General features: G+C 58.8%; 22 protein-coding genes. 8 read left to right on the plus strand and 14 right to left on the minus strand.

The window, feature by feature from the left end:
- Positions 1 to 68 precede the first annotated feature (68 nt).
- Positions 69 to 1943, plus strand: coding sequence for a glycosyltransferase (locus ACR3EG_RS12860; protein ID WP_480496253.1), 1875 nt, complete (start codon positions 69 to 71; stop codon positions 1941 to 1943).
- A gap of 3 nt (positions 1944 to 1946) precedes the next feature.
- Here ACR3EG_RS12860 and ACR3EG_RS12865 read toward each other — a convergent pair whose 3' ends face one another.
- The gene (locus tag ACR3EG_RS12865; RefSeq protein ID WP_480496255.1) at positions 1947 to 2594 is read right to left on the minus strand and encodes a GntR family transcriptional regulator; all 648 of its coding nucleotides are present in this window, start codon (positions 2592 to 2594) and stop codon (positions 1947 to 1949) included.
- 101 nt (positions 2595 to 2695) lie between these two features.
- Here ACR3EG_RS12865 and ACR3EG_RS12870 point away from each other — a divergent pair, with 101 nt between their 5' ends.
- The 3 genes from ACR3EG_RS12870 (at position 2696) to ACR3EG_RS12880 (ending at position 4946) form a co-directional block, all read left to right on the plus strand.
- Complete coding sequence (locus ACR3EG_RS12870) at positions 2696 to 3340, plus strand: pyrimidine 5'-nucleotidase (protein ID WP_480496257.1); 645 nt, start codon at positions 2696 to 2698, stop codon at positions 3338 to 3340.
- A gap of 87 nt (positions 3341 to 3427) precedes the next feature.
- Positions 3428 to 3676, plus strand: a complete 249-nt coding sequence (locus ACR3EG_RS12875) for a hypothetical protein (RefSeq protein ID WP_480496259.1) — start codon at positions 3428 to 3430, stop codon at positions 3674 to 3676.
- Between the two features lie 73 nt (positions 3677 to 3749).
- On the plus strand, positions 3750 to 4946 hold the full coding sequence (locus ACR3EG_RS12880; protein ID WP_480496261.1) for a UbiH/UbiF family hydroxylase: 1197 nt from the start codon (positions 3750 to 3752) through the stop codon (positions 4944 to 4946).
- A gap of 7 nt (positions 4947 to 4953) precedes the next feature.
- On the opposite strand, the gene ACR3EG_RS12885 is transcribed toward ACR3EG_RS12880, so the two are convergent.
- Positions 4954 to 6081, minus strand: coding sequence for an aminotransferase class V-fold PLP-dependent enzyme (locus ACR3EG_RS12885; RefSeq protein ID WP_480496263.1), 1128 nt, complete (start codon positions 6079 to 6081; stop codon positions 4954 to 4956).
- Positions 6082 to 6311: 230 nt separating this feature from the next.
- Here ACR3EG_RS12885 and ACR3EG_RS12890 point away from each other — a divergent pair, with 230 nt between their 5' ends.
- Positions 6312 to 7013 carry a GntR family transcriptional regulator gene (locus ACR3EG_RS12890; protein ID WP_480496265.1) on the plus strand — a complete coding sequence of 234 codons (702 nt, stop codon included), beginning with the start codon at positions 6312 to 6314 and terminating at the stop codon, positions 7011 to 7013.
- Here the strand turns inward: ACR3EG_RS12890 and ACR3EG_RS12895 are convergent, their stop codons facing one another.
- Entirely contained in the window at positions 7014 to 7472 is a 459-nt protein-coding gene (locus ACR3EG_RS12895) for an Lrp/AsnC family transcriptional regulator (RefSeq protein WP_170352810.1), read from the minus strand.
- Positions 7469 to 7924, minus strand: coding sequence for an Lrp/AsnC family transcriptional regulator (locus tag ACR3EG_RS12900; protein ID WP_170352809.1), 456 nt, complete (start codon positions 7922 to 7924; stop codon positions 7469 to 7471). The genes ACR3EG_RS12895 and ACR3EG_RS12900 overlap by 4 nt, the downstream gene beginning before the upstream one ends.
- 133 nt (positions 7925 to 8057) lie before the next feature.
- On the opposite strand from ACR3EG_RS12900, the gene ilvC reads away from it, so the two are divergent.
- Entirely contained in the window at positions 8058 to 9080 is a 1023-nt protein-coding gene (ilvC, locus tag ACR3EG_RS12905; RefSeq protein WP_170352808.1) for a ketol-acid reductoisomerase, read from the plus strand.
- Positions 9081 to 9146: 66 nt separating this feature from the next.
- A complete protein-coding gene (locus ACR3EG_RS12910) occupies positions 9147 to 10049 on the plus strand; it encodes a DMT family transporter (RefSeq protein WP_480496267.1) in 903 nt (300 codons plus the stop codon).
- Here the strand turns inward: ACR3EG_RS12910 and glmM are convergent.
- The 9 genes from glmM to ACR3EG_RS12955 all read right to left on the minus strand — a co-directional run bounded on the left by glmM (position 10046) and on the right by ACR3EG_RS12955 (position 22268).
- Entirely contained in the window at positions 10046 to 11389 is a 1344-nt protein-coding gene (glmM, locus tag ACR3EG_RS12915) for a phosphoglucosamine mutase (protein WP_480496269.1), read from the minus strand. The genes ACR3EG_RS12910 and glmM overlap by 4 nt on opposite strands.
- Positions 11390 to 11424: 35 nt before the next feature.
- Positions 11425 to 12423: a dihydropteroate synthase gene (folP, locus tag ACR3EG_RS12920; RefSeq protein WP_480496271.1), complete on the minus strand. Its 999-nt coding sequence runs from the start codon at positions 12421 to 12423 to the stop codon at positions 11425 to 11427.
- Positions 12420 to 13340, minus strand: a complete 921-nt coding sequence (locus ACR3EG_RS12925) for a dihydroneopterin aldolase (RefSeq protein WP_353393198.1) — start codon at positions 13338 to 13340, stop codon at positions 12420 to 12422. Before ACR3EG_RS12925 ends, folP begins: the two co-directional genes overlap by 4 nt.
- Before the next feature lie 101 nt (positions 13341 to 13441).
- Positions 13442 to 14812, minus strand: coding sequence for a multicopper oxidase family protein (locus tag ACR3EG_RS12930; protein ID WP_480496273.1), 1371 nt, complete (start codon positions 14810 to 14812; stop codon positions 13442 to 13444).
- 73 nt (positions 14813 to 14885) lie between these two features.
- Positions 14886 to 15527, minus strand: a complete 642-nt coding sequence (locus tag ACR3EG_RS12935) for a cell wall hydrolase (protein ID WP_480496275.1) — start codon at positions 15525 to 15527, stop codon at positions 14886 to 14888.
- Positions 15528 to 15714: 187 nt separating this feature from the next.
- Complete coding sequence (locus ACR3EG_RS12940; RefSeq protein ID WP_480496277.1) at positions 15715 to 18255, minus strand: putative PEP-binding protein; 2541 nt, start codon at positions 18253 to 18255, stop codon at positions 15715 to 15717.
- 64 nt (positions 18256 to 18319) lie between these two features.
- Positions 18320 to 20518, minus strand: a complete 2199-nt coding sequence (glyS, locus tag ACR3EG_RS12945; protein ID WP_480496279.1) for a glycine--tRNA ligase subunit beta — start codon at positions 20516 to 20518, stop codon at positions 18320 to 18322.
- A 9-nt stretch (positions 20519 to 20527) separates the two neighbouring features.
- On the minus strand, positions 20528 to 21742 hold the full coding sequence (gltS, locus tag ACR3EG_RS12950) for a sodium/glutamate symporter (RefSeq protein ID WP_480496281.1): 1215 nt from the start codon (positions 21740 to 21742) through the stop codon (positions 20528 to 20530).
- Positions 21743 to 21746: 4 nt separating this feature from the next.
- Positions 21747 to 22268, minus strand: coding sequence for a DUF6446 family protein (locus tag ACR3EG_RS12955; protein ID WP_480496283.1), 522 nt, complete (start codon positions 22266 to 22268; stop codon positions 21747 to 21749).
- Positions 22269 to 22346: 78 nt separating this feature from the next.
- Between ACR3EG_RS12955 and ACR3EG_RS12960 the strand changes: the two genes are divergently transcribed.
- Positions 22347 to 22979, plus strand: coding sequence for a MarC family protein (locus ACR3EG_RS12960; protein ID WP_480496285.1), 633 nt, complete (start codon positions 22347 to 22349; stop codon positions 22977 to 22979).
- Between the two features lie 8 nt (positions 22980 to 22987).
- Here the strand turns inward: ACR3EG_RS12960 and ACR3EG_RS12965 are convergent, their stop codons facing one another.
- On the minus strand, positions 22988 to 23917 hold the full coding sequence (locus ACR3EG_RS12965) for a glycine--tRNA ligase subunit alpha (RefSeq protein ID WP_480496287.1): 930 nt from the start codon (positions 23915 to 23917) through the stop codon (positions 22988 to 22990).
- Between the last annotated feature and the right edge of the window lie 46 nt (positions 23918 to 23963).

The following is a 23963-nucleotide window of genomic DNA, read 5'->3' on the forward strand; positions in this document are numbered from 1 at the left end:
CAAGGTTAACCGGTTGTTAACCTTAATAGATGAACCCTGACAGCGGTCAAACGTGTCAGGGTTTTTTCATGGTCGCACTGAACCGGCAGCATTTTGCGCGGGCAAGACCGATACCTCCGAAGGTCAGGAAACCCTTGGGCGCCTGCCTGTTGGATCGTGGGTTGATTACCCACAATCAGTTGGAAAAAGCGTTGCACCTTCAGACCCGGCAGAACGCTCCGCTGGGCGAAATACTGGTTGGCGAAGGTTGGGTGGAGAGGCAGGATGTCCTACATGCACTGGCGGAACAGTCCGGGCTGCAAATCGCGGATTTGGATCTTTTTCCCGCGGAAAGTGACGCGTGCCGCCTGAAACCCGTGGATTTCTGGCTACAGAACAATGTCGTCCCATGGAAACACGTTGGTCCGATCCTTTTGATAGCGACATCTCGGCCCGACCATTTTGATACGGTACGCGCCGCATTCAAAAACACAGATTACACCGTAATACCTGTCCTAGCGCCGGCCGAACACATTGACCGGGAAATCGCTCGTGTACATTCAAGCCACCTTGCACAAGCCGCAGAGGTTCGTGTCCCCGCTGAACAAAGCTGCCGTTCATGGACGTTAAACGCGCGGATGAGGCCTGTTGTCGGCGTGATCACCATTGTGTTCTTTTTCACAGTCTTCCCCGCCAGTGGACTAGCACTTCTAGTCACCTTAGCGACGCTCTCGCTTATCATGTTCATGGTACTTCGCGTCGCGGGATTGATAGCCTTTCTAACGAAACCTCAAAACGACCACGACACGGCCGACAAACATATGTCAGCTGGCAAACGGCCTTGCGTATCGATCCTAGTCCCTCTGTACAAGGAGCGCGAAATCGCGAATGCTCTGATCAGACGGTTGCATCGTCTGACCTATCCCAAAGCGCTGCTGGACGTCATTCTTGTGCTAGAGGAATCCGACGAGGTCACGCGTACTGCGCTTTCCAGTGTCGACCTGCCCAGTTGGATCCGGATAGTTGAAGTACCCGCGTTGAACGGGCTGACGACAAAGCCTCGCGCCATGAACTACGCGCTGGATTTTTGCAGAGGTGAAATCCTGGGGGTTTGGGACGCCGAAGATGCGCCGCAGCCCGATCAACTTGAACGCGTCGTTTCCACATTCGCGCGCATGGACGAGGACGTAGTCTGCCTTCAGGGCGTCCTGGATTATTACAATCCCAGAACAAACTGGCGCTCGCGCTGTTTTACGATCGAATACAGCAGCTGGTTCCGCGTCATATTGCAAGGGATTGCCCGCATGGGTCTGGTCGTTCCGTTGGGGGGCACAACCTTTTTCTTTCGACGCGACAAGCTGGTCGAACTGGGTGGGTGGGACGCGCATAACGTCACCGAGGATGCCGACCTTGGGGTAAGGCTCAGCCGCGCTGGATACCGGACCGAGATGGTCAACACCACCACATTTGAAGAAGCGAATTTCCGCGCCTGGCCCTGGGTCAAGCAAAGGTCGCGCTGGCTCAAGGGGTTCATGGTCACTTATCTTGTGCACATGCGCGCGCCGTTGCGCCTGCTTAATGATCTGGGGGTAAAACGGTTTCTGGGCGTGCAGGCGTTCTTTCTGGGTACAGTCGGACAGTTTCTACTGGCCCCGGTCCTGTGGTTGTTCTGGCTGACAACCCTGGGTCAGCCCGGCCCGCTGGATCAGATCCTGTCAAACAATGTCATCTTCGGTCTTGTTTGTCTTTTCGTCGCCGCCGAGATCACCAGTCTGGTCGTCGGAATTCTGGCTGTAGCAGCCAAGGAAAGACGTTTTCTGCTGCCCTGGGTTCCCACCATGCCCCTGTATTTTCCGCTGGGCGTTCTGGCGGCCTACAAAGCCCTGTGGGAGCTGGTCAGCAATCCTTTCTTCTGGGACAAAACACAGCACGGACAGGCCGGAGAAGACGTGAAACTGCCCTGACGCTTAGGCTTCACGCCGAACGGCATCCTGTTTCAGACGAGTCATGAAGGCGACCGAGATATGTTCCTTCAACGCGCGTGCGGCGGCCTCTTCGTCGCGCGCAGCGATAGCCTCGACGATTGCCTTGTGTTCATTTTGGGCAATCTCTCCGCGCCCGCGAACAGCCAGCGAAGTCGTTGCCATCAACGCCATAGTGCGATGCACCAGGTCCAACTGCTGCACCAGATAGCGGTTATGCGAGGCCAAATGGATCTGCTCATGGAACCGACGGTTGGCGCGCGACAGCGCGGTGGGATCATCGACCAGCGCATCATCGGCGGCGACCATATCCTGTAGTACCCGGATTTCCTCTTCGGTCGCATGCTTGGCGGCCAGGCTTGCGGCCAGCCCTTCCAGCTCGCGTCGCACCACATAAAGTTCAGCCATCTGGTTATGGTCCAGCGAAGCTACGATCAGCGAACGCCCGTCCCGTTCCAATAGCGATTGCGTCTCTAGCCGCTGCAATGCCTCACGGATGGGGGTGCGCGACACGCCAAACCGTTCGGCAAGCTCGCTTTCGACCAGCCGGTCGCCAGGCTTGTAAACGCCCACATCAATCGCTTCGAGTATCAGGCTATAGGCGTCTTTGGACGGCTGTCTGGATTGTGGCATCGGGCGGTTCATCTCCTGGTTCGGACATGTCTATCCGCCTCCGGCCCTTCGGATCAAGTGCGGCATTGAAAACCAATTCGCCACGCCCTAAACCCAACCCCATGGTCAAACCCGCCTTTTCCCACGTCACCCAATGGGTGTTCGATCTGGACAACACCCTGTATCCGCCTCATATGCGCCTGTTCGATCAGATCGAGGTGCTGATGACCGACTATGTGGTGCAGGCCATCGGCGTCGACCGGGCCGAGGCGGATCGGCTGCGGTCGCACTACTGGCGCGCATATGGCACCACGCTGGCCGGCCTGATGGCCGAGCATGATCTGGACCCCGACCCTTATCTGCACGCGGTGCATCAAGTTGACTTAAGCCATATGGACCCCGACGCCGAGCTGGCTGATCACATTCGGTCCCTGCCCGGCCGCCGGATCGTCTATACCAACGGCAGCGCGCCTTATGCGGAACGGGTGCTGGCGGCCCGTGGCCTCAGCGGATTGTTCGACGCGATCTACGGGGTCGAACATGCGGGCTATCGCCCCAAACCCGAACAGGCCGCGTTCGAGGCAATTTTTGCCCAAGACGGAATCGACGCCAAGCAAGCCGCCATGTTCGAGGATGACCCGCGCAATCTGGCCGCGCCACACGCGATGGGAATGCGCACTGTCCACGTCGCGCCCGAGCCGCACAAGGCCGATCACATCCACCACCACACCGACGACCTGACGTCATTTCTGGCTCGCCTGCGATAGGCTGTCACACTGCGACCTTCTGTTCGTTTTGCAGGTGCAGCATCAGCCCTATATGCACCTCAGCGACGAACAGAATTGGAGAAACCCATGAACGCGATCGAGGCCCCTCGGCGCCTGCCCATCTGGCAGCGCCTGGTGTTTGCAATTCCCCTGTTTGGCTGGATGGCCAAGGACGCCGCCCATGGTGAGGCCGAGGATTGGGGCTATACCGCCCTGGCGATCTTCAGCATGTGGGGGTGTTCCATCCTGTTGTTTGGCCTACCGGGTCTCTACATCCCTGCCGTGATGATGGTGCCGGTAATGTTCCTGATCCTCATCCTGATTTCACGCGGGTAAGAAACGGGACAGGATGTCACTTGGCACCCCGCACGGAACCGCACTAGGTTCTGCCCAAACGGAGGCCAAGCCCATGACAGATAGCTGTGACATCCTGATTTCCGGCGGCGGAATCGCCGGGTTGACCGCTGCGGCGGCTTTCGGAACAGCCGGGTTCGACGTGATCTGCGTCGACCCTACCCCTCCGGTGACAGAACGCGACGTGGACGGCTCCGACATGCGGACCACGGCCTTCCTGCAACCGGCGCACGGGCTTTTGGACCAATGCGGTTTGTGGGCACGGCTGGATGCCCATGCCGCCCCGCTGCAGATCATGCGCATCGTGGACGCGGGCGGCGATGTGCCCGAACCCCGCGTCGTGCGTGATTTCAACGCCGCCGATATCTCGGACCAGCCGTTTGGCTGGAACCTGCCCAACTGGTTGCTACGGCGCGAGATGGTGGCGCGTTTGGCCGATCTGCCCAACGTGGATTTCCGCGCCGGCACCGGCACTATCAGCCTGTTCACTCGCACCAATGAGGCGCGCGTGGGCCTGAGCGACGGCAGCCGCGTCCGCTGCAAGCTGGTCGTGGCCGCGGACGGGCGCAGCTCCCCCATGCGCGAGGCGGCGGGGATCGGTGTCCAAACCACCCGCTATGGCCAAAAGGCGCTGGCCTTTGCCGTCACGCATCCGGTCCCGCACGAAAATGTCTCGACCGAGATCCACCGCTCGGGCGGGCCGTTCACGCTGGTCCCCCTGCCCGACTGGCAGGGTCAGCCTTCCTCGGCGATAGTGTGGATGGAGCGTGGGCCGCGCGCAGTTGAATTGCTGAACACTGAACCCGACGCGTTCGAGGCGCTGATGACCGAGCGTTCGTGCGGATTGTTCGGGCCGCTGAAACTGGCTTCGCGCCGGACGATCTGGCCAATCATCAGCCAATCGGCCGAGCGTCTGTCCGGCGAACGCATCGCCCTGATGGCCGAGGCTGCCCATGTCGTGCCACCCATCGGCGCGCAAGGATTGAACATGTCACTGGGTGATCTGCGCAGCCTGTTGGATCTCGCGACAGCCCGCCCCGAGGGGCTGGGCGACGCGCAGATGCAGGACACCTATCACAAGTCACGCCACGCCGAGATCGAGATGCGTGTTAAAGGCATCGATCTACTTAACCGCGCCTCGATGATCGAGGCACGGCCGCTGCGTGATGCGCGGGCGATGGGGTTGAATGCGCTTTATTCCCTGCCGCCGGTGCGCAAGACGCTTATGCAGATGGGCCTGGGTGTGCGCTGATCAGCACCTAGATCGCCTGATCAAGCACCCGCTTCAAACGCGCGATCGTGCCGTCCACATCATAGAGCTTGTCCAGCCCGAACAGACCCAGACGGAAAGTACTGAACCCCTCGGGCTCATCACATTGCAGGGGCACGCCCGCCGCAATCTGCATGCCCATTGCGGCAAATTTCTTGCCGTTCTGCACTTCGGCATCGTCAGTGTAGCTGACAACAACGCCGGGCGCTCCGAACCCGTCCGCCGCGACCGAGACAATGCCCTTGTCCTTCAGCATTGCCCGAACACTATTTCCTAGTGCCCATTGGGCCTCGCGCAGTTTTTCAAACCCATAGTCGCGGGTCTCGACCATCGTGTCGCGGAATTCCTTCAGCGCATCGGTGGGCATGGTGGCGTGATAGGCGTGCCCGCCCGCCTCGTACGCTTGCATGATCTGCCGCCATTTCTTGAGGTCCACGGCAAAACTGTCAGAGCTTGTTTCCTCCAGTCGCGCCTCGGCGCGCTCTGACAACATGACCAGACCGGCACAGGGCGACGCGCTCCATCCTTTTTGCGGAGCCGAGATCAATACATCCACGCCCGTCGCTTTCATATCGACCCAAGCACACCCCGAAGCGATACAATCAAGCACCATCAAAGCACCGACCTCATGCGCCGCCTCAGCCATGGCCTTCACATAATCGTCCGGCAGAATAACCCCCGCCGAGGTTTCCACATGCGGGGCAAAAACCACATCCGGGCGTTGATCACGAATGGTCGCCACAACCTCGTCTATCGGTGCAGGTACGAAAGGGGATGGGCTGGAATTCCCGGTTTGCCGCGCCTTGAGCACGGTGGCCGAGGCCGTCAACCCTCCGGCCTCGATGATCTGGCTCCAGCGATACGAGAACCAGCCGTTACGTACGACAACCACATTGGCGTTGCGGGCAAACTGCCGCGCCACAGCCTCCATCCCGTAGGTGCCGCCACCGGGGATGATTGCCACGCCATCCGCCTTGTAGACGTTCCTCAGCATGTCAGAAATATCCAGCATGACCCGTTGAAATTTAGCCGACATATGGTTCAGCGAACGATCGGTGAATACCACTGAAAACTCTTCAAACCCATCTGGGTCAACTGTGTCCAAAAGCGCTGCCATGAGTGTTCCTTTCAAATAAACCAGCTGACCAACCAGTTGGGCCAGTTCGGATCAGCGGCAATGTAACCTTCAAAATTGACCCAAGGGAACCCAGTAACTTCAACAAAAAATTTACTTTTTCGGGTGGCAATAGATCAATAAATGACGCCAATTAGTGTCACCAGCTCTTTACACTCATACGTGTTTCTGACCAGATACATTCACTTTACGGAAGAAAGGTATTTCCTAACGTGACGGCGCCTAAGCGGATCAGTTTTCAAGTTGTTCGGGACGAGGTGAAGCGGAGGATAGAAACCCGCATCTGGCCGCAGGGAGCGTTGCTGCCCACCGAAACGCAGCTTGCCGAGGAATTCAACTGCGCGCGCGCGACCGTCAACCGCGCGTTGCGAGAACTGGCCGATCAAGGCTTTGTGGAACGCAAGCGCAAAAGTGGAACGCGGGTTAAGAAAGAACCCAGCAAACATGCCAAACTGGAGTTTTCACTGGCCCGCCAAACGGTCGAAAGACAAAACTCCACTTACAGATATTCGCTGGTAGAACGAAACGTGGTCGATAGCCCGGGTTGGCTGGCATCGCAAATGAGCGTGGCTCATGATGCACGCGTTCTGCACGTGATCTGTATGCATTACGCCGACAACCGTCCCTTTCAGCTAGAGGAACGCTGGATCAATATCGCCGCGGTACCAGAGGTCGAGTTTGCAGACCTGAATGAGCATGGCCCGCATGAATGGCTGTTGAAGGCCGCCCCGTTTACCGAGGCCGAGGTCGCCTTTTGCGCCGTCTCGGCGGATGGTCGCCTTGCCGAATTCATGGGGACCACGACCGGGGTGTCAATGATACAGCTTGAGCGTACGACATGGCGGGATGGTCAACCGATGACTTTTGCGCGCATGACGCATCATCCCGGCTATTGCATCCGTACCAAGTACTGATCAGCCAATCGGACCCGGCAACCTTTCTTCGCTGAGCAGAACGTTGGCCTCGACATCCCCGGCGCCCGGCAGAGTCATGATACGGCGACGCAGCACGCGTTCGAAATCGGCAAGATCGCGCGCGACGACTCGAAGGCGATAGTCGTAAAGCCCCAGCACGTGCTCGACCGTTTGCACTTCGGGGATGGCGCTGACGGCACGTTCGAAATCCTCCAAGCTGATTTGCCCTTTTCGAGCCAGCTTTACCCCAAGAAAAACAGTAACCCCGAACCCAAGGGCTTCGGCGTTCAGGCGTAGCCGACGCCCTTTGATCACACCGGCCTGCTCCAGTCGTCTAATACGGCGCCACGTCGCTGGCTGAGACAGGCCCAGCTTTCGCCCAAGGGCTCCGGCGCTCTGACCGGCATCCTGTACCAGTGCCCGCAGGATCTTGCGGTCAAGTTCGTCCAGTTCAATCATACCGGCAACACCAGATCACTTTTGACGCGCGCTATATGCATCAGCGCTTCGATATCCGCGATATGCGGCAGCGTCAGAATCTGTTCCCGATAGACCTGCTGGTAATGCGACATATCCCGCGCCAAAACAGAGAGCCGTACATCAACGCGCCCCAGAAAGGTCTGTATCTCGATGACCTCTGCCACACCTCGAGCTGCCGCAGTGAATTCATCAAAGGCGCGGGATTGCGTCTTGTCCAGAGTAACCCGCAAAGACACTTCAACTGCATATCCAAGCGCGGCCCAGTCGATCACGGCCTCTTGCCCTTGAATTATCCCGGCCTCGTGCATTTTTTCCAGACGTCGCCAGCAGAGGCTGGCGCTAATCCTGCTTCGCTCGGCCAATTCCGAAGTCGCCAGACTGGGGTCCGCCTGCAAGTGACGCAGAAGACGCCGGTCGATGTCATCGAGCATGATTTTTTCCATTATCTTACTAATTGCGAATAAATTCTCATCTGAGCGTACGAATTTCAAGAAAAATGCCATCGCATTCCCCATCGCAAGCCAGTAGAACCAACCGCAATCGAAAACAGAAAGGACCGGCGACATGCGCGTCTATTACGATCGCGATTGCGACATCAACCTGATCAAAGACAAGAAAGTGGCAATCCTGGGCTATGGCTCGCAGGGCCACGCCCACGCGCTGAACCTGCGCGACTCGGGTGCGAAGAACCTTGTTGTGGCGCTGCGCGAAGGCTCGGCCTCGGCCAAGAAAGCCGAAGCCGAGGGTCTGACCGTAATGGGTATCGCCGAAGCCGCCGCCTGGTGTGACCTGATCATGTTCACCATGCCCGATGAACTGCAGGCCGAAACCTACAAGAAATATGTGCATGACAACATCAAGCCCGGCGCGGCCATCGCGTTCGCCCACGGCCTGAACGTCCACTTTGGCCTGATTGAGCCGAAAGAAGGCGTCGACGTCATCATGATGGCCCCCAAAGGCCCCGGCCACACTGTGCGCGGCGAATACGTCAAAGGCGGCGGCGTGCCCTGCCTGGTAGCCGTCGACAAAGACGAAACCGGCAAGGCGCTGGAAATCGGTCTGTCCTATTGCTCGGCCATCGGCGGCGGTCGTTCGGGCATCATCGAGACCAACTTCCGTGAAGAATGCGAAACCGACCTATTTGGTGAGCAGGCCGTTCTGTGCGGTGGTCTGGTCGAACTGATCCGCTGCGGCTTTGAAACACTGGTCGAAGCAGGTTACGCGCCCGAGATGGCCTATTTCGAGTGTCTGCACGAAGTGAAGCTGATCGTGGACCTGATCTATGAAGGCGGCATCGCGAACATGGATTACTCGATCTCGAACACGGCTGAGTACGGCCAGTACGTCACCGGCCCGCGTATCCTGAAATACGACGAGACCAAAGCGCGTATGAAAGAAGTTCTGAACGACATCCAACAGGGTAAATTCGTTCGCGACTTCATGCTGGAAAACGCCGTTGGCCAGCCGACCATCAAAGCGTCGCGCCGCGCCAATGACGAGCACATGATCGAGGAAACCGGTGCAAAACTGCGCGCCATGATGCCCTGGATCTCGGCCGGCAAAATGGTCGACAAAGAAAAGAACTGATCCCCACGGGATTACGCGAAAGGGCGGCCTTCGGGTCGCCTTTTTTGTCCCCATCGGAGGCCGCGCATGGTCGATCAACCCACATCCCGCGACTGGAGCGGCGTCATCGCACTTGGCCTGATATGGGGTGGCACCTTCATGGTCGTGGCTATGGCGTTGGAAGGGTACGGCCCCGTCACGGTTGCAACCGCACGGACCACTTTGGGGGCAGTCACTTTGTTGGCAATGATGGCTGTGACTGGTCGCAAATTGCCTGCGGGCGATACCAAGCTGTGGTTTTTTATTGCGATCATCGGCCTGTTATCGACCGCGTTGCCCTTTCTGCTGCTGAGTTGGGGGCAGCAATATGTACCTTCGGCCTTTGCAGGGCTGTCGATGGCAGCGATTCCGCTCATGGTACTGCCACTAGCGCATTTCTTCTCGGACGAGCCGTTGAATCTGCGCAGATTTCTAGGCGTATCGCTGGGTTTTTCCGGGGCTTTGGTGCTGATCGGCCCCGGTCTGGCGCAGATCGGACAAGGGGCTGAACCACTGGCGCAACTGGCCTGTATCGGGGCAGCACTCTGCTATTCCTGCGCGTCGATCTTCACCCGACGTTGTCCACCGATTGATCCGGTCGCGTTGGCGGCGTTGTCGCTGATGGTCGGGGCGGTTTTATTGTTGCCCGTCATGCTACTGACCGAGGGCGTCCCACAATGGCAGGGCACGCGCCCTGGCCTGGCAATCATCGCGCTTGGTCTGCTACCCACCGCCTTCGCCACCCTTTTACGCGTGTCCATCATCCGCAGCGCGGGGTCAGTGTTCCTGACGCTGGTCAACTATCAGGTGCCCATCTGGTCGATGGTCTTTGGTGCGTGGATTCTGTCCGAGGCGTTGCCACTGAGATTCTTCATAGCGCTGGCCATGATCCTCACCGGGTTGGCCATCAGCCAATGGTTCAGCCTGCGCCGAATGCTGATCGGGCGTTAACCAGCCACAGCCTCGACCTCGGCCACGATGCCGTCGACGACCTGCGCCAGCAGCGCGTCATCCTCGCACTCGGCCATCACACGGATCAAGGGTTCCGTCCCTGATTTACGGATCAGCAAACGGCCCTGTCCGTTGAGCCGCGCCTCGGCATCAGCAATGGCAGCCTGCACGCTGGCGACTTCCAGCGGAGTTTGACCCTCACCATAACGCACATTCTTCAGCAGCTGCGGAACCGTTTCGAACTGTACGGCCAATTCCGAAGCTTTACGGCCCGAATGCACCATCTCGGCCAGGAAATGCAGCCCGGCCATCAGCCCGTCGCCCGTGGTGGCATAGTCGCTCATGACGATGTGGCCCGATTGTTCTCCGCCCAAGTTGAAGCCGCCTTCACGCATCCTCTCAACAACATAGCGGTCGCCGACCGCCGTTCGTTCAAGGCGCAGACCCAACGTGGTCAAGTGCCGTTCCAGCCCCAGATTCGACATAACCGTCGCAACCAGCGCGCCGCCCTGCAAGCGTCCCGCCTTTGACCAACTGCCAGCAAGCAGCGCCATCAACTGGTCGCCGTCGGCCACCTTGCCATGTTCGTCGACCATCACCACACGGTCCGCGTCGCCGTCCAGACAGATGCCAACATCCGCGCCATGGGCCACCACAGTCTCTGCCGCCAACTGAGGTTTGGTCGAGCCGCAATTCAGGTTGATGTTCTTTCCGTTTGGCGCAATCCCGACAGGGATGACGTCCGCCCCCAATTCCCATAACACTTCGGGCGCTGTTCGGTGGGCTGCACCATTGGCGCAATCGACCACCACTTTGAGGCCGTCCAACCGCAGATCGCGGGACAGAGAGGACTTTACCCGCTCGCCATATCGAAAGCGGGCATCATCTACGCGGCGCGCACGACCAATGTTCTGGGCTTGCGCGGGTTTGACACCTTCTTCAATCAGACGCTCGATCTCGATCTCGGCCTGATCCGACAGCTTGAACCCATCGGGGCCAAAAAACTTGATTCCGTTGTCTTCGGCCGGGTTGTGGCTGGCCGAGATCATCACGCCCAGATCCGCCCGCATCGACCGGGTCATCAACCCAACCGCAGGGGTCGGAACCGGCCCCAGCAGCAAAACGTTCATACCGGTCGAAGTCAGCCCCGCCGTTAGCGCATTTTCCAGCATATAGCCTGACAGACGCGTGTCCTTGCCGATCACGACGCGATGTGCGCCAGACTGGTCACGACGGAAATACCGACCTACGGCTGCGCCAATGCGCAGGGCCATTTCGGCCGTGATCGGATGAGTATTGGCAGTGCCCCGCACCCCATCGGTTCCGAACAGCTTGCGCATTGATATGTCTCCGTCGTTTCTTGCCTGCGACCGGATTACCGGACGGCAGCCCACAGACGCAAGGCCTGAGCGGTCTCAGCCACGTCGTGAACCCGCAGGATCTGCACCCCTTGTGCCAGACCGGCCAACCCGACTGCAATCGAACCCGGCGCACGGGCGTCCTTGCGCGTCTCTTTGCCGATCTGTCCGATGAACCCCTTGCGCGATACGCCCAGTAGTATCGGACAGCCCAACCCGTGAAACAGGCTGAGATTGCGCAGCAGCGTCAGGTTATGGGCCTCAGTCTTACCAAAACCAATGCCGGGATCGACGATGATTTGGTCTCGACGCAGCCCGAGGACTTCGAGGTTCTGTACCTGCTGGCCCAAAAAATCATACACGTCCAGCAGCACGTCATCATAGCGTGGTTCATCCTGCATCGTGGCGGGATCGCCCTGCATATGCATGACACAGACCGGCGCGCCAACCCGCGCACAAAACGGGGCCAGATCTGGATCGAAGGTAAAGCCCGAGACATCGTTGATCAGCCCCGCGCCTGCCCGCCACGCCGCTTTGGCAACGCTCGCTTTGCGCGTGTCTATCGAGATCAGTGCCTGCGTTTGTTCTCGGATCGCTTGGATCAGAGGCTCCGTCCGGGCGATCTCTTCATCTTCCGGGATGAAAGCAGCCCCGGGCCGGGTGGATTCGCCACCAATATCCAGGATCGTCGCATCCTGCGCGACCATCTGTTCGGCCGCACGGCATGCAGACTGGACTGAGTTATGCATCCCACCGTCCGAGAAACTATCCGGTGTCGCGTTGAGGATACCCATGATCTGAGCCCGATTCATGTCCAACCCCGCTATCGGCGCGCGAGGATGGGACAGAGATTCCAGGATATCGTCGGGCATGTCCTGTGCCGCGACAATGGAAGAGCATTCTGAGCGACTCAGCCGTTCCGCATGGGTAAACCAAAGCGCCTGCCCCGCCAAAGACACGGCGCCATCGGGACGCCGCGCGCCGTTCTGGACCAGCGGACGGTAATAGGTTGTCACAGTTGCGCCTGCTCCACAGAGATTGCTCGCAGTGGTGTTTCAGGATCGCCCGGCAACGCACCACCGATGACCATCATCTCGCTGGCTTCGAACGTCGCTGCAAACCAAGCCGCCAGCGCCACGGCGTCCGATGGCGCAGCCGAAGGACCATCAACCGCGTCCAGAACGATCTTGGACGGTGCCCAGACGCAAATCTGCCCGTTTTTCATCGCCCAATCCAATTCCGTCCGCGTCGAGACGACGACGCAGCGGTGATCCCGTGCAGCCAGAACCCAGGCGTTTTGCTCGATCGCCAGCAAGTCAATCCGGCGTTGAGTCATCGCATGTCCCGTTTGCGGAACAGCCATGTCAGCTGCACCCACACACAGGATCAGCGGGCGCTGACGATTTTCCAGCTGATCGATCCATCCCGTCAGGTTGCCCGACGCAATCGCCTCATTCGATAGAAAGACCAAACGGGGATGCGGGCGTTCTTCTTCGACCACATCATGGTGCACTGCATCCTTGCCGCGCACAATCTCGACCCCCAAAGCACCGGGGCCCCGATCCAGTTTTTCGATGCGCACAAAAGCCCTTACAGCCTGTGGCTCAAGCAAAATACGTTCTGCCACCCGGTCGGCCAGTGTTTCCAGAAGGTTCAACCTTTCAGCAGCCAGTTCAAAGGCGATCGCTTCGGTCACACGATCGTAAGACAAGATGCGGTCAACATCATCATCAATCGGGTCTGTCAGTGGCCGCACCTCAACCACAATGTTAAAACAAACCCGCTGTGTTGTGCCGCGTTCAGCCTGAAAGGCACCGATCTCGACCTCGACAATATGATCCCGCAACGAAATGCGATCCAAGGGACCTCGGGTCGCGGTAGCCTCGGAACGCTCCGAAGGATGCGCGAAGGCAAGGCGGATTTCAGAACTCATAGGTCGGACCTTTTCGGGCTTTGGGACTGATCTGCCCAAATTAGACGTTGCGGGCGCGTATAGCACCGCAACAAACGCCTTTCCAGCCATCGAATGCGTCGTCAGGTCACGCGGAACCAACTCATCATACCCGAAGCGGCATGACCCAGCATGTGACAATGCAACAGCCAGCTGCCCGGATTGTCTGCAACCAGAACAACCTGGCGCGATTGCCCGCGCCCTAAAAGAACCGTATCGCGCCACGGACCAAGGCTGCCATCCGACAGAACGATACGAAAGTGATGACCGTGCATGTGCATCGCATGAGGAAAGGCAGTTTCGTTGGCAAACTCAATCCGATGCGTTTCGCCTAATCGCGCGTCCAAAAACGGATCCTTGGGGCGCTCGGCATACCCGTTCAGCGCCCAGAAACGACCCAGCTGCGCCAGTTCCTGCCCTGACAACTCAGTCTCGCCCAGTTTGGCTGAACTTAACCAACGCATCGCGCCGCCTTGCATCGACATCCTATGCAAAGGCGTATCCTCGACAGAGATTTCAGGCAGCGGATTGGGTGGTAGCGCCACGATACCGGTTCGCACCGCCCGGCCTGGACCAGATACATCAAAGCGCACAAGGCCAAAGCCCCCGTCCCGCTCAAAACTCACAAGGCTGGCGGTCTCGGACGCGGAGGCACGCACGTCCACGATCATGTCCGCCCGTTGCGCCGGACCCAGTGGGAAACGATCGGTTATCTCCAGCGGAGTTTCCAGCGGCATACCGTCCAGCGCCACGATCCAACCGGTCAGCCCATCTAGGCCCAGATCAAATATTCGGGCGTTGGATGCATTGATCAGGCGCAGGCGCAGACGCTCGGAAGCTCTGACTTTATACGAAGGGTCGAACTGACCGTTGACCGTAACGATATTGCCCAATCGTCCGGCATGGCTGAGATCATGCCCGTTGTCGAAATCATTGGTGATCTGGGCTGTTTCAGCGTCCAGCCGCCAGTCATCCAGCATCAGCGTCAGATCACGGTCCACGTCGGGTTTATCGGATTCCTCGATGATCAGCGGGCCATAAAGTCCACGCGCCACCTGTTCGATTGTGCGGTTATGGGAATGATACCAATACGTCCCGGCGTCAGGCACGGCAAAATCATAGTCGAACGTTGATCCGGGCTCGATAACGTCCTGCGTCAGGCCCGGCACACCGTCCATCGCATTGTCAATCCGGATGCCGTGCCAGTGAACCGACGTGGCCTGAGGCAAAGCATTCGAGAGCTGGCGCTGCACACGCCCACCCTGCGGCACACGGATTTCTGTGCCCGGTACAGTCCCGCCAAAGCTCCAAACCGGTGTTTCCGGGAACTCGGACGGTGCGATCTGCTGCACCACCTCTCGCGCCACCAGCTCGGGATAAGCGGCCAGACCCACTTTGGGAAACACAGATAGCGCGGCAGACGCGCCCAGGAATTGTCGACGATTTAAAAGCATTGCGGGCCTCCTGGCGCGCAACATAGATCAAAAAACGCCCCGCGCCATTCAGCTTCCAGCGCGGGTGCGTCAGTTAGTTACTCGCCGTGCGATGTTTGTGCCGGTAGAAAATGTGCACGCCGATCCGTGCGGTTTCCGTATAGACACGCGCCCAAGAGGGCCGAACGGCTGTTGTGTGGTAGTGAGTGGCACCTTCGGTCAACGTAGGCACGTCACCGTCGATGGCCGCACGTGCGACTTTCGAAACACGTTCATAGGCTCTTTTCTCGCGGATTACTTCCTTTCGGCCATCACAGGTATAGGTGAACTGGCACTGGTATTTCTTACCTGTCCCCTGCTTGATCACTCCGCACAGCGTATCGGGAAAACGTCCGCTGTCGACTCGGTTCAGGATGACCTCGGCCACCGCAAACTGTCCGCGCACACTTTCGCCACGCGCCTCAAAGTACAGTGCTTCGGCCAGGCACTTGAAGTGCTCGTCCCCAGTGGCCTTGGGCTGTTGGTCCAGCCAGTCCTTCGAGTAAGATATTTTTTGTGGTTCAGCCGCCTTTCGGGGCTTGAACAAATTCAGGTAATCGCGGAAGTTTTGACCGGGCAGTTCAGTCCGGGCCACAAGTTCACGCTTGGCAGTATCGGTGGCTTCCCTCTCAGCGACGGAAACACTTGGCAGCACGGTTGCTGCCATCGTGGCAACAGCCATTATGTAACGTAGCATTCAGATAACCTCGCATAGGCACATGATGCGCCAAACCCTCCCCCGGCGGGCGCGACGAGGCTCATACCGAATTGAATCGGAAACGTCCAGTTTTGTCGAAAAAGCAAGTGGAAAATCGCCGTTACGTCAAAAATAACCCACGGCGATGCTTGTTGTTTCCTACTATTCTTGGGGTTTCAGAGGGCTGTCAACCCCCAAGTCTGGACGAAATCGCCAGTTGAGCGGCAGCCAGCCGAGCCACAGGCACCCTGAAGGGAGAACATGAGACATAGTCGAATCCCAGATCTCGACAAACGGCGATTGATTCGGGGTTTCCACCGTGTTCACCGCACACAGACAAGGTCACGTTAGGTTGCGATTGCCGTCCCCTCTCGGCCCCGAGCTTGAGCAGTTCCCCAACACCGTCCGCATCCAATACATGGAACGGATCTTCGGCAAAGACACCTTGCCGGACATAGGCGGACATAAACCGCCCCGCGTCATCGCGCGACAACCCGTAGGTCATCTGGGTCAGATCGTTGGTTCCGAAACTCAGGAACGAGGTCTGTGGAGCGATCTCATCTGCGCGCAGGCAGGCGCGCGGTGTTTCGACCATCACACCCAACCTGTATTCGAACTCCTGCCCACGCTCGGCCGCAACCGAAGCCGCAACAGAGTCGATCCGCGATTTGACCAGCTCGACTTCGCGTTTCGCGGAAACCAGCGGGATCATCACCTCGGGCACGACGGGTTCGCCGTTTTTGCTGGCTTCGATCGTCGCTTCAAAGATCGCGCGGGCCTGCATGTCATAAATCTCGGGTACAGTGACACCCAAGCGGACACCGCGCAGCCCCAACATGGGGTTGTATTCCGTCATCGCCGCCACGCGACGTTCAACATCCGAGACCGGGAGGTCCAGCGCTTCGGCCAATTCGCGTTGACCGCCGCGTGTGGTGGGCAGGAATTCATGCAAAGGCGGGTCGAACAGGCGGATACAGACGGGCTGCCCTTCCATGATGCGGAACAGTTCGACAAAATCCTCGCGCTGCATCGGCAATAGACGTTCCAGAACCGCCTCGCGACCCGATGAGGTTTGCGCAAAAATCATCTCGCGCATGACAATCAGGCGGCCGGGATCAAAGAACATATGCTCGGTCCGGCACAGCCCAATGCCCTGCGCCAAAAAGTTCCGCGCCGTCTGCGCGTCGGCAGGCGTATCGGCGTTCGCGCGAATGGCAATGTCGCGTTCAGCGTCGGCCCAGGCCATAAGTGTCTGAAAACAATCATCCAACGCCGCTTCCAGCATCGCAGGTTTCCCAGCAAGGACTTGCCCCGAACTGCCATCGATAGTCAGCGTATCTCCGGTTTTGAACACACGTCCGTCAGGTGCGGTCAACATCCGTTTCTTGGTTTGAAAACGCATCTCGGACGCACCGACAATACAAGGCAGACCCAGACCCCGACCAATTACGGCGGCGTGGCTGGTCATCCCGCCTTTTTCAGTCAGAACCGCGACGGCCGCGTGCATCCCGCGTACATCCTCGGGCGCGGTTTCGCGTCGCACCAGAATACACGGCTCGCCCCGTGCAGCGCTGGCCTGCGCTTCGGCGGCGGTAAACACTATCTTGCCAGTCGCGGCACCGGGGCTGGCGGCGATTCCGGTCGTCAGAACATCTCGCTTCGCCTCGGGGTGGACCTGACGGTGCAGCAATTCATTCAGCGAATGCGGATCAACCCGCATCACCGCCTCTTGCGGTGGAATGATACCGTCTTCGGCCAGTCGCACCGCAATCCGCATCGCGGCCCGCGCGCTGCGTTGCACGCGAACACCGTCCAAAATGTGGACATGGCCGTTTTCGATTACGAATTCGACCTGCATTTCCTCGCGCAGCTTGATCCGCATCAGCGCGGCATGCGCCTTGAGCTCCGCAAAGGCTTCGGGCGCCACTTCCTCGAGCGACTTACCGCGCGGATCCTTTTCCAGATAGAGCGCGGCAACACCCTCGCCCAACGCATCACGGCCCTGGCTCTGGCTCAGGTATCGCCCGGTCAGCTGAGGCATCCCGGTCGTAGGCTCCACCAATTGCAAAACACCCGAGCCACACTCACCCTGACCGACACCCGGTATCATCTCCTGAATGACAAGGCCCAATCCGGCATCCACAGGCGCACCTTTAGCCTGTCGCAGAAGGCGTGCCGAAGTCCCATCCCATGCTCGTGCCATCGACCGTAAAACGGCGACAAGTTGCTCGCCGCGATCCTGCGGAAAGGTTTCGTCCGTTTCATCTTCGTAGGCACGCAGCGATTGTTGCAGACCTTCGCGCCCATCGGCGTCGATATCGTCGAACACGTCTGCATCCAACCGCGCGACGTGAACCGCGTAGCTTTGCACGAAACGCAGATACAGGGCGGCCGCAGCCTCGACGCCCATCGAATCCGACAGGTCCACATATCGCGCATCATTCATTCCGATATTCAGGATCGCACCTGGACCGCCCCAATCAGGGTCCTCGGAGCTGGGTCGCACGCACAACAGTGTCGATTGGTCGAACTGCTCAAGAATAGCGTCGATATCAGGGACCTGTCCCTTGGCGATTGCCTGAACAGCATCAAAGGATAACGCCACTGTGCGCGGCACCGGTAATTCCAGACGGACAAGCCGTTGTAGACATTTCGCGCGGCCACCATGCGACGCCGTGGTGACAGGCGCGGTGGATGTGATCAGCGTGGTATGCGGGTTATTCTGCACTGCGGCACCTTTTGGTTTGACCGCAGCATAAGCCCCTGCACCAATGGCGCAAGGGCCATCTGGCTTAGCCTTCGATCTTGCTGAGGTCCGCCACGCGCGCGCAAACCTGTCGGATCTGGCTGAGCAGGTTCAGGCGGTTGCGCCGCAGGATGTCATTGTCGGTATTGACCTGAACATCCTCGAAAAACGCATCCACCGGACCGCGCAGTCCGGCCATGGCGGTCATGGCAGCGGGGAAATCCTCGGATTTTTGCGCGGCTTCGATCTGGCCTTGCGCAGCATCCAGCGCCGCGAACAGCGCCTTTTCGCTGTCGGTCTCGGCGAATTTCACGTCGGCACCATAGGAATATTCGACCCCGTCTTTTTCCTCGGCCTGAGTCAGAATGTTGTTGGCGCGCTTGAAGCCCTGAACAAGATTCTCACCATCCTCGGTTGCGATCACTGCGTTCAAAGCACGAGCGCGCTTGACCAACAGGTTGAGGTCATCATTGCCGTCCATCGCGATACAGGCGTCGATGATGTCGTGGCGGATGCCTTCATCACGCAGGAACACCTTAAGGCGGTCATGGAAGAAGGACAGCAAGTCCGCCGGAGCATTAGTGACAATCGCAGTCGCAGCTTCGACCTGATGTGCCAGCCCGTGAACCTCTTGCGCGGCAGCCTCGGCATCCTCGACCTTGGCTTGCTTCGCCTTGGCTTCCAGCAGTGCTGCCTGCCATTCGGGCAGTTTCAGTAGGCTTCCCAATGCTGATGCGAAGGTGTCATTCAGCGAAAGGCGCAGATTGTTGGTCAGGATCAACCGGATCACCCCAAGCGCCGCACGGCGCAGCGCAAACGGGTCTTTCGAGCCAGTGGGCTTTTCGTCAATCGCCCAGAATCCGGTCAGCGTGTCCAGCTTGTCGGCCAGCGCCACAGCCACGGAAACCGGCGCGGTCGGCACATCATCCGACGGGCCCAGCGGCGAGTAATGTTCCTGACTTGCCTGCCCTACTTCCGCAGGCAGTTCGGCGGCATCAGCATAATAACGGCCCATCAGGCCCTGCAGTTCGGGGAATTCGAACACCATCTCGGATGATAGGTCCGCCTTGCATCCTTGCGCCGCCATCATCGCCAAGGCTGGCGTTGCACCGGTCGCAGAGGCCAGTTCATGCGCCAGCGCGGCGATGCGCAGAACCCGCTCACCCTGCGAGCCCAATTCTGCGTGGAAGGTCACCGAGTTCAGTTTCTCGACCCACGGCTCGAACCCGTCGGATTTGACAATGCGCAGGTCGTTCTCCCAGAAAAATTTAGCATCTGCCAGCCGGGCGGACAGCACCTTTTGGTTCCCTGCCAGAATGGTCGCGCCATTGTCGGCGGTCTCGCGGTTGGCGACGGTTATGAATTGTTCGATCCGACCGGTCTTGGGGTTCTTCACCGAAAAGAACTTCTGATGCTCTTTCATCGAGGTTTGAAGCACCTCGGGCGGCAGGTCCAGGAATTCGTCGTCGATCTTGCCCATTAGCACCACTGGCCATTCGACCAGACCCGCAACCTCGGCCAGCAGGCCCTTGTCCTCGACAACTTCCAGACCGGCGGCAAAGGCCATGTTCTGTGCGTCGTTCCAGATATGTTCGGCCCGATCCGCGGGGTTTAGTTCCACAAAGGCGCGTTTCAGTTTGGCAGCGTAGTCTTCGAAGGACGTGGCCGAGAACCGATCCGGGGCCATGAAACGGTGCCCCCCCGTGGTATCCCCGGATTTGATCCCCTCGACCTCAAGCGGTACGACCTGCGCGCCCGTCTCATCCGACAGGATGCACAGGATTGAATGCAAAGGGCGAACCCAGCGCAACGGACCGCTGCCCCAACGCATCGACTTGGGCCAGGGGAAGTTACGGATGGTGGCCTCCAGCACGTCGGCCACGATCTCGGACGCTGGACGGCCCGCTTTTTCGATGGTGGCGAAATAAACCGCGCCTTTTGGCGTTTCGCGCTCTTCCAACTGATCGCGCGTCAGTCCCGCACCGCGCAGGAAGCCTTCGATCGCTTTGTCGGGCGCGCCGACCTTGGGACCTTTGCGTTCTTCGCGGATGGTGGGGCTTTCCGCCAGCAGGCCCTCGATCGCCAGCGTCAGGCGGCGCGGCGTGGTTAGAGCGGCAGCCCCGGCATAGGTCAGACCGGCCTCGACCAGACCATCGGTGATCCGCTTTTTCAGGTCTTCGCCGGCACGGGTTTGCATGCGGGCGGGGATTTCCTCGGAAAACAGTTCGATCAGCAGGTCAGGCATGGTCGGTCCTTAGAAGTTCACGATCGTCTGGATGACGATGGCATTGGCAATATCCACAAAGAAGGCGGATACAAGGGGCAGCACGATAAAGGCAATAGGCGAAGGGCCATATCGCTTGGTGACAGCGGTCATATTCGCGATAGCGGTGGGGGTCGCACCCAGGGCAAACCCGCCGAACCCGGCGGCCAGAACAGCTGCCCGGTAGTTGCCGCCCATGACCGGAAACAGCACCCAGATTACAAACACAACGGCCAGAAGTGTCTGCGCCGTCATGATCACTACAATGGCAAGCCCCAGCTCAGCGATCGTCCATAGCTGCAGGCTCATCAATGACATTGCCAGAAACGCACCCAGCGAGAATTCCGAAAGCAAAGCAAGCGAAGGCGTACGCGCAACAGGATTCGCGTTTGGAAACAGCGCCGAGCGTAAGTTGGCAATGACGATACCCATGATCAGACAGGGGACGAACAAAGGCAGCTTGAGCCCCGCCGCACTGATCGCCTGGTGCAGGAAGTACCCCGCAACGATCGCGATGTTCAGATACAGCATCACCCGCATGATGGTCAGGTGATCCACCTTTGCCTCTGCCTCGGTGGGTTTGTCGGGCAAACCGACCGTATGTTCTTCGTCGGGACGTTCTGGTGTCAGGTTCTTGCCCTCGACCAGAAATCGCGCGATCGGACCGCCGACCAAAGCTGCCAGAACAAGACCCAGAGTAGCCACGGCAACACCCAGTTCAGTTGCACCTTCCAAACCGGTCACTGCGCCAACCTCGGGTGCCCAGGCGATGGCAGTCCCATGCCCGCCAATCAATGCCGCCGACCCGAACAAGACTCCAGCCTGTACCGGATAGCCGAAGATCGCTGCGCCAACAGCGCCGATTCCGTTTTGCAGAATTATTGTGATCAGCGTAAGAATCAAAAGCAAAAACAGCGGCTTACCGCCATCAATTAAATCAGAAAGTCTGGCGTTCAGCCCAATTCCGGCAAAGAACACAACTAACAGGAAATCGCGCGCAGCCAGTCCGAATGACATCTCGATGCCGAAGACCAGATACAGCGCCAACAGAAAGACCGACGCCAGCAACCCTCCGGTCACGGGCTCGGGGATGTTGAACTGCCGAAGCACCGCCACACGGGCGTTGATCTCGGCCCCGATCAGATAAACGGCAAACCCCATCGTAGCTGTCAGAAAGTCGGGAACTTGCAACATCTGCTGGATCATTGCATCACTCCTGCGGGCGCGGCGGGCATTCCTCGCCTACGACCGTCCCGTCATAGGCTTTTTCACCGCAATTGTTCAGCGCGTGCCAGACATACCCCTTACCGTCCTGCGTGATAGCGACGATCCGGTCCACGCCATAATGAATGTTCTTCTGCCCCATAAATGCCTGCGCCTGCCCAGCCTCCAGCGCCTCGGCGATGGCGACGGCGTCATAGCAGTCGAACCAACCCGGCGCGGTCAAGGGCTCGGCGTTATCCACTGGAGCAAACGCCGCCAAGTCCGCGAAGGTCAGGCTGGTTTCAAAGCAGGCGCGATACCGGATTGGCGAGCTGTCAGCATCAATCGCCTGAAACCCAGAATACGCGATGGGTTCGGCCTGATCAGAGCCCTCAGATACCAGACTGACATCCTGGCCGGGTTGGGGCTCGACCGAGTAATAAAACCCGTAAACCTGAAGGTAGTACATCCCCGCCCCGGCCAAAACGGCCGAGCCAAGCAACAGAAGAGCAAGCAGTTTTCCGGTCATCGCTTACGCAGCCTCTTTCAAACGCTCAGGAAATCGGACAGGGTCCGAACCACAACAGGTTGATACGAGGCTTATCGCATGGACTCCACCCTTGCCGTCGGATTCTTCGGCGCATTGTTCGCAATTATGAACCCGATCACCAACCTGCCAGTTTTTCTGAGTGTGACCGAAGGGTTGACGCCCTCTGACCAACGCAAAGTGGCCGCGAAGGTCGCGGTCTATTGCCTGATCCTGGGCGGAGCTTTTGCTGCCATCGGCAATCAGGCGTTGGGATTGTTTGGCATTTCGGTCGATGACCTGCGCGTCGCGGGTGGGCTGGTCGTTCTGATGATCGGCCTCAACATGCTGAGCGGCAACCAAAGCACGACCCATCATGGGACCGAGGATGAAAAGCAGTCCTACCCCGAACCCGACACCGTGGCCTTCTACCCGCTGGCCTTCCCCATTCTGGTTGGGCCGGGCACGATCACCACGCTTATCCTCTATGCCCATCACATCGCGAAGCCCGTGGACGCAATGATCTATTCGGGCGTCTTTCTGGTGGTGGTGTTTCTGTTGTTCATTACCTTCTGGAACGCCTCGGCACTGGCTAAACACCTGTCCAGCAACGCACGCGTCATCATGAGCCGCTTTATGGGTATGATCCTGTCGGCTATCGCCATCAGCATGATCGCCGATGGCCTGAAGGTGTTGCTGCCCGGGTTGGCCTGAGCCCGGCATCAGGCCTCGTACCCGGCAGCCTCGGTCATGACAAACGCATCGGCGCATTGCTTGGCCAATGCCCGGACGCGCCCGATATAGGCCTGCCGCTCCGTGACCGAAATCACCCCGCGCGCGTCCAGCAGGTTGAAGATATGGCTGGCCTTGATGCACTGATCGTAGGCTGGGTGCGCCATCACGATGCGCTTGCCGGTCTTTGGATCATCATGCTCTTGCGCCAGAATAGTGGCGCATTCTGCCTCGGCCTCTTCAAAGTGGCGCAGCAGGACCTCGGTATTGGCAACGTCAAAATTCCAGCGGGCGTATTCTTCCTCGGTCTGTTTGAAGATATCGCCATATTTCAACGGGCTGGGCGACTGCGGATCGTTGAACGGCATGTCCATTACATGGTCGATGCCCAACACATACATTGCCAGACGCTCCAACCCATAGGTCAGCTCACCCGAGACAGGCGCGCAATCATGGCCGCCGACCTGTTGGAAATAGGTGAACTGGCTGACTTCCATACCGTCGCACCAAACCTCCCAGCCCAGCCCCCATGCGCCCAACGTGGGACTTTCCCAGTCATCCTCGACAAAACGGATGTCGTGCAGCTCCATGTCGATCCCGATCGCCTCAAGCGAACCCAGATACAGCTCTTGCAGGTCCGGTGGGCTAGGTTTGATCAACACCTGATACTGATAGTAGTGCTGCAATCGATTGGGGTTCTCTCCATATCGCCCGTCGGTCGGGCGGCGCGAAGGTTGAACGTAGGCCGCTGCCCAAGCTTTGGACCCCAAGGCGCGCAATGTGGTCGCCGGATGGAAGGTGCCGGCACCGACCTCCATATCGTAGGGCTGCAGGATCGCGCAGCCTTTCGAGGCCCAATAGGTCTGAAGCCGCAGAATAATCTCTTGAAAAGAACGAAGTGTACTGGACTGATCGGTCATGACATTCCCTTTGGACGCTTGGGCGCCGGTTCCGGTGGGTTTTTCC

Source organism: Ruegeria sp. AM7 (genome assembly GCF_056535965.1).

Bases quoted from the DNA above. Each gene is read 5' to 3' on its own strand.
- ACR3EG_RS12860 (WP_480496253.1), top strand. From the start codon at position 69: ATGGTCGCACTGAACCGGCAGCATTTTGCGCGGGCAAGACCGATACCT.
- ACR3EG_RS12865 (WP_480496255.1), bottom strand. From the start codon at position 2,594: ATGCCACAATCCAGACAGCCGTCCAAAGACGCCTATAGCCTGATACTC.
- ACR3EG_RS12870 (WP_480496257.1), top strand. From the start codon at position 2,696: ATGGTCAAACCCGCCTTTTCCCACGTCACCCAATGGGTGTTCGATCTG.
- ACR3EG_RS12875 (WP_480496259.1), top strand. From the start codon at position 3,428: ATGAACGCGATCGAGGCCCCTCGGCGCCTGCCCATCTGGCAGCGCCTG.
- ACR3EG_RS12880 (WP_480496261.1), top strand. From the start codon at position 3,750: ATGACAGATAGCTGTGACATCCTGATTTCCGGCGGCGGAATCGCCGGG.
- ACR3EG_RS12885 (WP_480496263.1), bottom strand. From the start codon at position 6,081: ATGGCAGCGCTTTTGGACACAGTTGACCCAGATGGGTTTGAAGAGTTT.
- ACR3EG_RS12895 (WP_170352810.1), bottom strand. From the start codon at position 7,472: ATGATTGAACTGGACGAACTTGACCGCAAGATCCTGCGGGCACTGGTA.
- ACR3EG_RS12900 (WP_170352809.1), bottom strand. From the start codon at position 7,924: ATGCTCGATGACATCGACCGGCGTCTTCTGCGTCACTTGCAGGCGGAC.
- ilvC (WP_170352808.1), top strand. From the start codon at position 8,058: ATGCGCGTCTATTACGATCGCGATTGCGACATCAACCTGATCAAAGAC.
- ACR3EG_RS12910 (WP_480496267.1), top strand. From the start codon at position 9,147: ATGGTCGATCAACCCACATCCCGCGACTGGAGCGGCGTCATCGCACTT.
- glmM (WP_480496269.1), bottom strand. From the start codon at position 11,389: ATGCGCAAGCTGTTCGGAACCGATGGGGTGCGGGGCACTGCCAATACT.
- ACR3EG_RS12925 (WP_353393198.1), bottom strand. From the start codon at position 13,340: ATGAGTTCTGAAATCCGCCTTGCCTTCGCGCATCCTTCGGAGCGTTCC.
- ACR3EG_RS12930 (WP_480496273.1), bottom strand. From the start codon at position 14,812: ATGCTTTTAAATCGTCGACAATTCCTGGGCGCGTCTGCCGCGCTATCT.
- ACR3EG_RS12935 (WP_480496275.1), bottom strand. From the start codon at position 15,527: ATGCTACGTTACATAATGGCTGTTGCCACGATGGCAGCAACCGTGCTG.
- glyS (WP_480496279.1), bottom strand. From the start codon at position 20,518: ATGCCTGACCTGCTGATCGAACTGTTTTCCGAGGAAATCCCCGCCCGC.
- gltS (WP_480496281.1), bottom strand. From the start codon at position 21,742: ATGATCCAGCAGATGTTGCAAGTTCCCGACTTTCTGACAGCTACGATG.
- ACR3EG_RS12955 (WP_480496283.1), bottom strand. From the start codon at position 22,268: ATGACCGGAAAACTGCTTGCTCTTCTGTTGCTTGGCTCGGCCGTTTTG.
- ACR3EG_RS12960 (WP_480496285.1), top strand. From the start codon at position 22,347: ATGGACTCCACCCTTGCCGTCGGATTCTTCGGCGCATTGTTCGCAATT.
- ACR3EG_RS12965 (WP_480496287.1), bottom strand. From the start codon at position 23,917: ATGACCGATCAGTCCAGTACACTTCGTTCTTTTCAAGAGATTATTCTG.